At 67.4% G+C, this 11,854-nt stretch carries 7 protein-coding genes and 1 pseudogene; all 8 read left to right on the plus strand.

All coding sequences use genetic code 11. The features are described from left to right. Window positions 1-348: 348 nt before the first annotated feature. The 8 genes and pseudogenes from ABD901_RS57200 to ABD901_RS57235 all read left to right on the plus strand — a co-directional run bounded on the left by ABD901_RS57200 (window position 349) and on the right by ABD901_RS57235 (window position 11,660). The gene (locus ABD901_RS57200) at window positions 349-3,153 is read left to right on the plus strand and encodes a helix-turn-helix transcriptional regulator (protein WP_345144567.1); all 2,805 of its coding nucleotides are present in this window, start codon (window positions 349-351) and stop codon (window positions 3,151-3,153) included. 333 nt (window positions 3,154-3,486) lie between these two features. Further along, entirely contained in the window at window positions 3,487-6,309 is a 2,823-nt protein-coding gene (locus ABD901_RS57205) for a helix-turn-helix transcriptional regulator (RefSeq protein WP_345144569.1), read from the plus strand. A 183-nt stretch (window positions 6,310-6,492) separates the two neighbouring features. Further along, window positions 6,493-7,332, plus strand: a complete 840-nt coding sequence (locus tag ABD901_RS57210; protein ID WP_345144571.1) for an alpha/beta fold hydrolase — start codon at window positions 6,493-6,495, stop codon at window positions 7,330-7,332. A 377-nt stretch (window positions 7,333-7,709) separates the two neighbouring features. Then, the gene (locus tag ABD901_RS57215; RefSeq protein ID WP_345144573.1) at window positions 7,710-8,945 is read left to right on the plus strand and encodes an MFS transporter; all 1,236 of its coding nucleotides are present in this window, start codon (window positions 7,710-7,712) and stop codon (window positions 8,943-8,945) included. Between the two features lie 30 nt (window positions 8,946-8,975). Next, the gene (locus tag ABD901_RS57220) at window positions 8,976-9,425 is read left to right on the plus strand and encodes a universal stress protein (RefSeq protein ID WP_345144575.1); all 450 of its coding nucleotides are present in this window, start codon (window positions 8,976-8,978) and stop codon (window positions 9,423-9,425) included. Between the two features lie 143 nt (window positions 9,426-9,568). After that, window positions 9,569-9,855 (plus strand): annotated as a pseudogene (locus ABD901_RS57225) (IS5/IS1182 family transposase); the annotation flags it as partial. Between the two features lie 269 nt (window positions 9,856-10,124). Beyond that, the gene (locus ABD901_RS57230) at window positions 10,125-10,742 is read left to right on the plus strand and encodes an LPXTG cell wall anchor domain-containing protein (RefSeq protein ID WP_345144577.1); all 618 of its coding nucleotides are present in this window, start codon (window positions 10,125-10,127) and stop codon (window positions 10,740-10,742) included. Window positions 10,743-11,366: 624 nt separating this feature from the next. Then, window positions 11,367-11,660, plus strand: coding sequence for a hypothetical protein (locus ABD901_RS57235; RefSeq protein ID WP_345144579.1), 294 nt, complete (start codon window positions 11,367-11,369; stop codon window positions 11,658-11,660). Window positions 11,661-11,854 lie beyond the last annotated feature (194 nt).

Here is an 11,854-nt window from a genome sequence, read left to right on the forward strand (position 1 = left end):
CACCGCCCGACGGACCGCGAACGCCGCCGAAAACACCCGCTCCACATGCCGCCGCGTCTGCGGATCATGTACATCAAGCGGCAGCCGCAACACCGACACCGGACCGTCATAGCTCCACGCGGCAGCCTGGCTCGGACCACGCCGACGAACACCGGCCACTACCGCCACGAACGGCACTTTATAGACCCAACGGCAACCACCACCAACCCCCGCCCACGCCACTTACGAAACACGGCTTAGTCTTGCGGCGGGTTCCCGATGCGCAACGCTCGGCGGCCAGCCGATACCCGCAGCCACGCCACGCGACGCTCAACCGATTGATCCGTGCGATACAGGGGAGCGTGGCTCGTGCAGCCGATCATGGATGCATCGCGGCGAGCTGCCCTCAGCGGATTTCCCCCCACCGACCTTCCATTACGCGGCCGGTCCACCGAACTGGCCTTGCTGTCTCGCGCTTTGGACGGCCTGGCTGACAACGGGTGCGTGATGCTGCTCACCGGTGCGGTGGGGTCGGGGAAATCCCGGCTGCTGGGCGAGGTTGGACGCCTGGCGGCCGAGCGCGGAATCCGGGCCGGGTATGGCGCGGGTTCTCCGCGGGAGCTCGCTCCATCGCTGTCGCCTCTGCTGGAGGCGCTGCGCGGATGCGGCGCGGGGCTGCTTGATCAGGCCCGTCTTATGGATCTTGCCTCGGCCGCCGATCCGCCCTTCTGGCTCTTGCAGGAGATACAGGAGCGGCTGGAGGAGTCCAGCCAACACGCTCCGCTGGTCATTGCCATCGACGACCTCCAGTGGTGCGACACCGTGACCCTGCTGGCGCTTCGCAACCTGCCACTGCGGCTGGCCGGTCGGCCTATCATGTGGCTGATCACAGTACGTGCCGAAGCATCGTCGCCAGTGGGTGATGACACCGTACGTCGACTGATGCGTGCGGGGGCGCCGACCATCCGGCTCGGTTCGCTGCCAGACCTCCCGGTCGGCGAAATCATCACAGATCTTCTCGGCGTCCCGGCGGACGACGCCCTGACCCAGGCGATTGGCGGACTCGAAGGACGCCCTCAGTTGATCCTGGCCTTGCTTCGCGGATGGCTAGATGAGGGCGCGCTGGTCATCTCCGATGTCGCTCGTCACATGGCCGAGCTGAACCCGCCGGCGCGCTTCCGCGATCTGATCGAGCTGCGGCTGGCCCGGCTGTCGGCGCACGCCCGACGAGCCGCGAAGATCGGTTCGCTGCTCGGAGAGTCGTTCCCGGCTGACCTGCTGGCCGTCCTGCTGCAGGAACGGCCGGTGAAGTTGGTGAGCGTGCTGCGCGAACTGACCTCAGCGGACCTGCTCATTGCGGATGGGCCAGGACTGCGATTTCGCCACGAGCCGGTGCGAAAGGCCGTCAAGGAGGGTGTTCCGTCCTGCCTTCACCGTGCGATCAGGCGCCAGGCGGTGGAGGTCCGGCTCGCTCGGGGCACGCCTGCCGTCGAGCTCGTGGGGATGCTGGCCGAGTCCGCTGAGCCCGGCGACAAGATCGCGATACGGGTGTTGTCCGAGGCGGCTGCCGATGTTGCGGATACGGCTCCCGGTCGGGCTGCCGAGCTCACCTTGAGGGCATCGGAACTGTCAGGCCGAGGGCCGGAGCGGGCGAACCTGCTCGCCATGACGGGCCACCTCCTCTGGCAGGACGGCCGGCTCGGCAAGGCTTTGACCCTGCTGCATTCGGCTTTGGCCGATCCCGCCGGCCTCGGCACTGAGGGCGAGGCCCTGGTGCGCCTCGGCGCCGCCCGTCTGGCAAGTCCATACTCCTTCTCAGACGCGGTCGCGCAGTGCCGGCAAGGACTCGAACTAGCTGGCCTCTCCGAAAAGGTCAGGACACAGTTGCTGTGCACACTGGCGCTCAATCTCACACTGTGCGGGGGTACCGAGGCGGCTGCCCACGCACTACGGCTGCTCATGGAGGCGGCCGACCGCACCGGTGATGAGGATCTGCGGGCGAAGGCGGTCAGGGCCGAATCGATCTCACGTATGTATCACCGGGACCAGCAGGTGAAACCTGATTCTCTGCGTGCCGATCTTGGCCTCGCGCGCAATGATCCGTTCGCGGCCTCCGAAGCGGTGTGGATCACCCTGGTTGGTGCGGTGGCGATCGAACCGGACAACGCACTGGCGGTGATCGACGAGCAAATCGGCGAGGCCCAGGCGCATGGCCGGCCCGCGATCAGACGGCTGTGGGCGATGGCCCGGACGCGTGCGCTGCTCGACGCTGGACGGCTTTCGGAGGCTAGGGCGGAGGCCGACGCGCTCTTCTCGGCACACGACGAGCTCAGCGAGGGAAACCTTGCAGATGTGACCATTATCTATGTACTTGCCCGCGCGGCCATCCACACCGGCGATGAAGCGGCATACCGTCGGATCAAGCCGCGCATCCAACGGATGCTGGACGATCCGGCGCAGGCCGTCCGGTCCGTTGCCCAGTGGCTGGAGGCGCTCCGTTCGGGTTGCGTGGCGGACGGCGAACCGCCACAGGTGACCGCCGATCCAGCCGACGACCCGCTGTTCATACGGATGGCACTGCACGCCGGTCGCCGCGACCGCGCTGAAACGCTCGCCGAGATCTGCCGGCGGCGAGGCATGGTCCAACGCGACCGAACCGTCGCGACAGCCGTGGCAGCGCATGCCAGGGGTCTCCTCGACGACGATGAGTCCGCCTTGCGGAAAGCCGTCGATCTCCTGGCCTCCGTCCCCCGCCCGCTGCCACGTGCCGCCGCTCTGGAAGATCTCGGTCGGCTCCTGCGCAATCATGACCCCGCGGCCGCGGTCATGGCGCTGAACGGGGCGTTCACCGTGTACGCCGAGGCCGGGGCAGGGGCGGATCTTGGCAGGATCCGCATATTGCTGCGAGACCTGGGTGTCCGCCGCCGGCGGGTGAGCGCTCCGGCGCAGAAGCCGAGCACCCGGTCGCTGACCCCGGCTGAGTTGCGCGTTGTGCAACAGGTCACGGAAGGGGCGACCAACCGCGAGATCGCCGACCGGCTCTTCCTGTCGCCGCACACGGTCGCAACTCACATACGCCATGCCTTCGCCAAGCTCGGTGTCCGCTCGCGGACGGAACTGGCGCAGCTCATCCTCACCGATCAGCTCGTGCCCTCAGCGACGGAGGTTCGGTAACCGCGGTGGGTCGCCGCCTCACCTATTCATGTGAGTGACGATCCGCCGTCCGCCATAGACGATGCACGTGGCCACCATCGCCTGAAGTCCGGAGGACTCGCATCGGCATGGATAGCAGGCGTGTGACCGTCGAGCACGACGCGGACGATCTGCGCATCGAGACGTTGCGGTCTTCGACCGGCGGATCCCCGTGTTCTACCGCGCCCCGACGCGACGACCTCGGTGTGTCGCAGGCAGTCCTCCTGTGCGGCCCGACCAGCTGCGGACGGGCCGCCGGACGTCTCGCCTCCTATCACAGTTCTTCGGGAGCACCTCTTGAGCGGTGAGCAGCGAATGGGCGACGTCCTGGACTCAGCGTTCGGCGCGCCTGGCGTGCTACGCGGCCGTGACCACGAGTTAGCCAACATCATGGAATGCGTCGGGGCGACCTTAGAGGGTCGCGGCGGCGTCATCATCATCGAGGGTGACTCAGGAACCGGCAAGACCCGCCTGCTGGAAGAGGTCGTCCGCAAGCGACCCGATGGGCTGCGTGTTCTACGCGGCTGGGGCGACCCGGACACCCAGGGAGTCCAGCTGGCGCCATTGTTGTCGGCGATGCTCGCGACTGAGCCGCCCATGGTCCACGCCGAGACGATGCGTGAACTGCTGAACACCACTGACGCACGTTTCTGGGTTCTCCAGGAGCTCGAGAACATCCTGCAGCGCGCCGCGGTCACAGCGCCGTTGCTGATCGCTTTGGACGATCTCCAATGGGCAGATGACCTCACCGTGCTCGCCCTTCGATCATTGGGCCGGCGGCTGAGCACCGAGCGCATCCTGTGGATGGTGGTCTCGCGTACCAGGGGCCTGAAGCCAGCCGTACGGGAGACGATCCTTCACCTCCAGGAACAGGGGGCGACGGTCGTCCCTCTCCCGCCGCTGGCCCCTGACGCGGTCGGGGAGCTGACGCGAGACGTGGTGGGCGCCGAGCCGCACGACGACCTCCTTGCCGAGCTGGCCTACGCCGGCGGGCATCCGATGCTGCTGAAGGAACTCCTGCACGGGTGGAAGGAGGAAGGAGTAATCGCGATCAGGGAGGGAACGGCCTATCTCGCCGGTATCGGCCTGCCGCCGGCCCGCCTGACCGATCTGATCGGCAACCGACTGGCGCGTCTGTCGCCGGGCGCACGCGACCTGGTGGAGAGTGCCGCGCTGTTCGGTCGAAGCGTGGACATCGGGCACCTGGCCCGCCTGCTCGATCAGCCGCCGTCAGCTCTGCTGGACCCATTGATGGAGGCACAGGAAGCCGACCTGCTGGACGGAGAGCAAGAGGTCGTCCGTTTCCGCCACGACTTGATTCATGACGTCGTCATCGCCGATTGGCCAGCCGATCTGTGCCGAACGCTGCGCCGGCGGATCGCCGACCTGCTGCTGGAGTCAGGCCGATCGGCATCTGAAGTCGGTCCGATGCTGTGCGAGGTCGCCACGCCCGGCGACCTCGAGGCGGTGGAGATCTTGCGCCGGGCAGCCAGGGAACTCGCCGCCAGCGCGCCCGGAACCGCAGCAACGTTCATTGGCCGGGCACTGGAGCTGGTGCCGCAGACTGCCACCGACCGAGCGGCGATCGCCGCGGAGACGACCTTGCTGCTCTGGCAGGACGGTCAGGCCGCGCAGGCCAAACGGCTAGCCCAGTTAGCGCTGAACGGCCAGTTCGACGTTGACAGCGAGGTCGCACTGCGGCTGTCGATCGTACGACTCTCGAGCCAGTTCGACGTCACCGAGGCGGTGCGGCAATGCACCGCGGCGCTGCGCCTAGAAGGTTTGAGCGACGCGCACCGCGCGGAGCTGCTGTCCATGCTGGCCCTCAATCTGGTGCTGTCCGGGAAATTGGCGCAAGCAGAAGAGTTCATTCCGGCGGCTTTGGAAGCCGCCGACACAACGCGAGATTGGGCGAGCAAGGCCACGGCGCTGGTCGCGGATTCCGTGATCTCCCTCTATGACGATCGCTGGCAGGACGCCGACGACCGAATGCGGCTGGCAAGACGTCTCGCCGAGCAGGCAGGTGTCCTGACCACATCATGGCTGCCTGAGGCCACGTGGTCGCATTTCCTGGCGCGGGGCTTCGGGCGGCCCGACGAGGCTTCCGCCGAGGCCGCAGCGGGCATCGCAGCCGCCCGGCGCAGCAACCAGGCCGCCGCCCTGCGGGTATGGATGATGGTGCACGCCAGCTCGTTACTTGAGGAGGGCCGGCTGGAGGACGCACAGAACGAGGTGTACTCCGTTCTGGGCATGGTCGACGACCTCGGAGTCGGCGACTTCGCGGATTTCACCTGCCTCTACAACCTCGGACGAGTCGCACTGCACCGAGGGGACGAGCGACAACTGGCGCTCAGCGTCGCCGACGCGGAGCGGATGATGCGCTCGGAGGTGAGCCTTACCCGACAGGCAGGCGCGTGGCTAGCGGCGCTGGTCGCCGATGCCGACGGCGAATCGCAGCGGGCGCTGGAGGTGCTCGGCGAGTCCATCGCGAGCTTCGCGGAGAAAGGCCCGTCATTCCCGGCACCCTCAGACCCGGCCGAGGAGTTCACCCGCATCGCGATGCGGGCCGGGCGGCCGGATCTGGCTGAGCTGGCCGTGACGGCCGCGGAACGACGCGCAGACCTCAACCCCGCGTTTCCGATCCTCAGGGCGGTGGCCTTGCACGCCCGTGGCCTCATGGAATCCGATGTGTCCCGCGTCCGCAAGGCTGCGGAAATCCTAACCGGATTCGCCAGACCACTTGCCCTGGCATCCGCACTGGAGGATGTCGGCCGGATGTCCGTCGCGCACGACGCCGGAGAGGCCATCGAGTACTTCGACCGTGCACTCGCCATCTATGAGCAAACCGGCGCGCACCGCGACGCGTCACGGGTCCGGCGGCGCCTGCGTGGTCTAGGAGTACGGCGGGCACGGCGGGCCGTCGCAGTCACTCTCTCCTGGCCCGAACTGACCGATGCCGAGGCCCAGGTGGTGAATCTCGCCGCCACCGGTGCCACGAACAAGGACATCGCCCAGCGACTCTTCCTGTCCCCGCATACCATCGGCACTCACCTCAGGCACGCGTACGAGCGGCTGAACATCACGTCTCGGATCGAACTCGCTCGCCTGTACACCGAGCGGCTGACCGGATCCGCATAAGGCGGCACCGCCGCCGCACCTCGACGAAGCCGTCACCACGGCGTCCCACAACGAATACCTGGAACACGCGATTCGCCCGGCGCCGGCCACCGGGATCCTTTGAACGCGACGACCGCCCCATGAATGCGGCGGCCTCGCCTTGGGAGGTCGGGAACCGACCAGGGCCGTTGGACAGAAAGAGAGATGACGATGAAGTTGCTCCGCGCCCCTCGGCGCGCACTCGCTGCACTCGCGACAGCGCTGACCGCCTTGGGAATCGTGTTCTTGGCGAACTCGGCGTCGGCACAGGGAACGACGACGCCCAAGCCCACGGTCGTTCTGGTCCACGGCGCGTTCGCCGATGCCAGCGGCTGGGAAGGCGTGATCACCCGACTCCGCCACGACGGCTACCCCGTCATCGCTCCGGCCACCCCATTGCGTGGGCTGAGCAGCGACGCTGCCTATATCGCCAGCGTCGTGAAATCAGTCACCGGACCAGTGATCCTTGTCGGCCACTCCTACGGCGGAGCCGTCATCACCAACGCGGCCCGTGGCCTCGACAACGTCAAGGCGCTGGTCTACGCAGAGGCCTTCATCCCCGACCAGGGAGAGGCCACGGCCGTCGCGGCCAACCCCGCCAAGTACCCGAACAGTCAGCTGGGGCCGGACACCCTCCTCCAGCGGGCATACCCCAACCCGTCGGCGCCCGGCGGCGTCGACCAAGACCTGTACATCAACCCGCAGTTCTTCCGGCGGGTGTTCGCCGCGGACGTGTCCGCCGCACAAGCCGAGGCGATGGCACTCAGCCAGCGGCCGCTCGCCCAAGCCGCCTTCCTCGAACCGTCCGGTGCGCCGGCCTGGAAGACGATCCCGAGCTGGGCACTGATCGCCACCGAGGACCATGCCATCGACCCCGACGGCGCGCGGTACATGGCCAAACGAGCCGGCGCGCACATCACCGAGGTCCGCGCCTCTCACGTGATCATGGTTACCCACCCGGATGCGGTGGTGCGCGTCATCATCGACGCAGACAAGCACTCCTAAGGGACATCACCAGCGGCGGACCCGCGCGTAGGCGGGTCCGCCGCAGTGCCCTCGCGTTCTGCGCGTTCAGGGCCATCCCACCGAGCGAATTGCGTGGCGCAATCCGACGGGCGACATGGCAGCCCGCCCCCTGGAACGCCTGCATGAGGCGGGGTAGCCGCCGAGTGGACCCCAACCCGTTGCGAGGACCCACCCGCGGCGATGCGTACGCGGACAGTATGACTTCATGGCGTCGGCCTTCCTGACTGGAATCTCGCCGGCGCCGATTCTTTCGAGGAAGGAGTGCGATGACGACTACAGATTGGGTATCCGGGTCGAGGTCAGTGCAACGAAGAGCGACCCTACCGCCCATAGCGGCGTTCTACCTGCAGGCGTCAATGGTCGTGTTCTTCCTGGCCGGCTCGAGCGCACCGACGCCGCTCTACGCGCTCTATCAAGCCGAGTGGGGCTTCTCCCCGATTGTCACCGCAGTGGTGTTCGGTGTGTACGCCATCGCCGTACTGGTAGCCCTGCTCCTGGTCGGATCCCTCTCCGACTATATCGGACGTCGGCCGGTCCTATTTACCTCGGCAGTCGTTCAGGCCGCGACGATGGTCCTTTTCGCGAACACGAACGGTGTCGCGGAGCTGGCCGCAGCACGTATCGTCCAAGGGCTCGCTACAGGGGCCGCGGTAAGCGCAGTGGGCGCCGGACTGATCGACATCGACCGGGTACGCGGGACAATAGCCAACGCCATCGCCCCGATGACCGGAACCGCGGTGGGGGCCTTGGGGTCGGCGCTGCTGGTGCGATACCTGCCGGCCCCGACGCATCTGGTGTATTACGTACTGGCTGTCCTGTTCATCATCCAGGCCGTCGGGGTCGTCTTCATGGCGGAAACCGTGACGCCGAAAGCCGGCGCGCTCGCTTCTCTGCGGATTGACGTGGACCTTCCGCCGGATGTGCGCGGGGCATTCCTCCGCGTCGCCCCGGCGCTGATCGCGGTATGGGCACTCGCGGGCTTCTACGCCTCGCTCGGGCCGGCCCTGGTCCACGGTGTGGTCGGCTCGTCGGCCGTCGTCCTCGGCGGTTCCGCCCTGTTCGTCCTTGCCGGCAGCGCGGCCCTCACCGTACCCACGTTACGGTCCGCGGCGCCGAGGAGAACCATGCGACTCGGTACCTGCTTGCTCATCGGGGGCGTGGCGATCACTCTCGCCGGCGTGGCCGCCTTGTCGTCGGTCATCTTCTTCATCGGCACGGCCGTAGCGGGAGCCGGATTCGGGGCCGGCTTCCAGGGCGGCATCCGAACCGTCCTCCCGCTGGCGAAGCCGGACGAGCGTTCCGGCGTGCTGTCCGTCCTCTATCTCGTGTCCTACCTCGGCCTGGGCGTTCCGTCGGTCGCCGCCGGCGTCCTGGTGGCCCACGGAGAACGAGTCGCAACAGCAGCGACGCAGTACGGCGTGGTGGTCATGGCACTCGCCGGTCTGGCGCTGGCCGGCACCTTCGCCCGGGCCGCGGCTCCTACCAGGCCGAACGCTACGACGGCGGCTGAACGTGGAGTGCCAAACGCACGATCGGTCGTGGGGGTCGACGTCTGCGCGGACGCCTTGTGCGGATCCGCCGAAGCGCATTGACGATATGTGCTACTCACGAGGAGCAACGTGATGAGTGTCGAGACGTTCGGGACGCCCAGCGTCGTTGTCGGCGTCGACGGATCAGAGCCGTCGACGCATGCCCTGAGATGGGCCCACTATCTCGCCGACGCCACCGGTAGCCGGCTGGACGTCATCACTACGTGGGAATTCCCCGTGTCATGGGTGGGCATCCCCGCCGACTGGGATCCGGCGCAGGAGGCCCAACGCATCCTCGACGCGACCCTCGACGAGGTATTCGCCGCCGACAAGCCTTCGGGATTGCGCACCGTCGTGATCGAGGGTGGCGCAGCGCAAACGTTGCTGGAGGCGAGCCGTACCGCGCGGATGCTCATTGTCGGCAGCCGGGGGCACGGCGGCTTCGCGGGCCTGCTGCTCGGCTCGGTCAGCGCGGCGTGTGCCGAACACGCGACATGTCCGGTGCTGGTCGTTCACGGGTCGGCGCCCCCTCCGGGCTCATGAGCTCAAATCAGTGGACGGCGCGGTGAGGTGAAATCCTCCTCGGAGGTTCTGCACCTGGTGACGGTTCGGCATGGCTGCTGGTAGACGAACAAGCCGCAAACCGAAGCAGCAGCTCAACTCGCCGCCCACCGACTACGACATCGAGCCCGATCGACAACGCTCGGCCGGGCTCGAAGCGCCACCTCCGACCGAGGGCGCCGGTATCCCCCGGTGCGCATCACTGACCGGAGGCAACCGCCACGACATCACGCAACCGCTGCCACCGGTCGACAAGGTCCCACCGGTCCGCGGCCGCCGCAGCCGAACCCGACGACGCCCGACGAAAACTGTTCGCCGACCGCGTCTGTGACCACGACAAGTACAGCAACGCCGGGCGAGCAGGGGCATCGGCCCACGGATCGCCCACCACGGCTACGCCAAGGATCGAGGGGCTGTACCAGCTACACACCCGGCCGGCACGCCGCCGCCTCGACGACGGCGATGGGGCCGCTGTTGCGGACCGGGCCTGTCGGTATCCGGCCCCGGGATTGAACCGATCGGGGCGACGGCCCGTCGTGCCTGTGGGCCGTCGCCGAGAACCCGTACGTGCGGATCGTTGCTGCCGCGTCACCCCCCGGACTTTCGGCCGCAACCTGAACCCACGCGTTCTCGGCGACGGCGCTGTCATGTCATCGCGTTTCCCGCAACCTAGGAGTCGACTTGAGGGAAAAGTTTTTCAGGGGCGTGGCAGCAGTCTGCCTCGCCGCGGTGGCTTCCGTCGGTCTTTCGGCGACGTTCCCTACTGAAGCGAGTGCTCACGCCTCCAGCGTGTCCGGCAAGGCCGAGTGTGTCGACGCGGCCGGCAAGTGGAAGATCACCTGGAAGCTGAGCAACAACTACGGCAGCGCGGTCACGATCAGCAATGTGGCACTTGAGCCGGCTGACGCGTTGGCGAAGCCGCCGAACAGTATCAAGGCCCGTGCCGACGGCAAGGCGGAAGAGGTCGTGCAGTTCGTCTCGACCGCCGCGAAGCCAGCCGCCCAGGCGCGGCTCGCGTACGACGCGAAGTGGGCCGACGGGTACCCCCAGAACCGGGTCGACCACGTCGTCAGCGCTTGGATCAAGCTCGATGGGCCGTGCCCATCGGCGACGCCGACGCCTTCGAAGTCGGCTGGTGCCTCGCCGTCCCCGTCGACGTCGGGCAGACCGAGCCTCCCCGTGACCGGCTCGTCCGGCACCCTGCCGATGGTCGGCACAGGTGCAGTGCTGATCGCCGGGGGTGCTGCGCTCGTCATCGCGCTGCGACGGCGTCGCCGGGTTACCTTCGTCGCGGAGTAGAGCGGACGCCCTCGTCGGCGAGTGCCAAACCAGGGACGGGCCGTCCGTCTCTGGTTTCCGGTTCACCGCGGCTTCACCGGGCCCGTCGTACAACGCGTTGCCGGGGCCACATTCGGGTGGATGTCCCAGCTCGGTGAAGATCAATCGAAGATTGGTGTTGAACGCCATCGGCTAACAAACCGAGTTCGCCGGCTGCCGAACGGTTCGTGTGGCCTTCTCCGACGAGCCGAACGAGCTCTGCCTCAGCCTTGCGGAGGACCGCCCATCCGGTATCGGGGCCGGCGGACATCCGGTACCTACCTACGTACCTGCTGGACGTCCCCTACGACGGCCGCATACCGCTGGCGCGGAAACCTCCCATGCCCGAGCGAGTCGGTGGATGCCCTCGGCCCGACGTCCGATGGTCAACAACAACAACGACCTCTGATAGGGGAGCACTGGTTGCCCGCCGGACCGGCCATAGGGCAACACGGTCCACAGTGGACGCCCACGGGTCGTTGCATGCGGCCGGCGCGTCCTGCCACTGTACGACCAGTCGGATAATCGTCGGCGCGGACAGCCCGAACCCCGCACCCAGGAACCCTTCCACCATGCCATCGACGCGCTCGTCGCGAGGTACTGGGAGTGGACGTAGCGCGCCGGACGAGGACCGCCGGCTGGCCGGCGGTCCTGCGCGGCCTGACGGCCCTGTCCGGGGCGCGCCTCGTCGCGGCGATCGGCGACGCGCCGAACCGGGCGGCGATCATCCGCCTGGTCGGCGGGGTCCTGGTCGAGCCGACGGATGACTGGTTGGAAGGCCGCCGCTACATCGGCCGGGAGATCTCTGGAGCAGCCCGGATGGCGGTCATCACGACCGAGGGAACCGACACCGAACCCCGCCGTCGCCAGAGTGACAGCCCGCCCAAACAATTAAATTAGAGATCTTTCGATATTTGAGTGACGCTTCGTCAGAGACGAAGGCCGGTGTGGTCGAGGAAGTTGAAGTACAAGTCGTAGCTGCTGCCGATGCGGTGCAGTCCGGTGTGTGCGGCGGTGTCGGCTTCGCTGATGTGTTCGGGGCAGAGGTTGGCCAGTTCGGTGGCTTTGAGGTTGCCCCAGACGAGTTCGATCGG

The sequence above is a fragment of the Dactylosporangium darangshiense genome (assembly GCF_039537565.1).
Lineage (GTDB): Bacteria > Actinomycetota > Actinomycetes > Mycobacteriales > Micromonosporaceae > Dactylosporangium > Dactylosporangium darangshiense.

What these genes read in the sequence shown, in the direction of transcription:
- ABD901_RS57205 (WP_345144569.1), top strand. Translation starts at nt 3,487, where the DNA reads ATGGGCGACGTCCTGGACTCAGCGTTCGGCGCGCCTGGCGTGCTACGC.
- ABD901_RS57210 (WP_345144571.1), top strand. Translation starts at nt 6,493, where the DNA reads ATGACGATGAAGTTGCTCCGCGCCCCTCGGCGCGCACTCGCTGCACTC.
- ABD901_RS57215 (WP_345144573.1), top strand. Translation starts at nt 7,710, where the DNA reads ATGGTCGTGTTCTTCCTGGCCGGCTCGAGCGCACCGACGCCGCTCTAC.
- ABD901_RS57220 (WP_345144575.1), top strand. Translation starts at nt 8,976, where the DNA reads ATGAGTGTCGAGACGTTCGGGACGCCCAGCGTCGTTGTCGGCGTCGAC.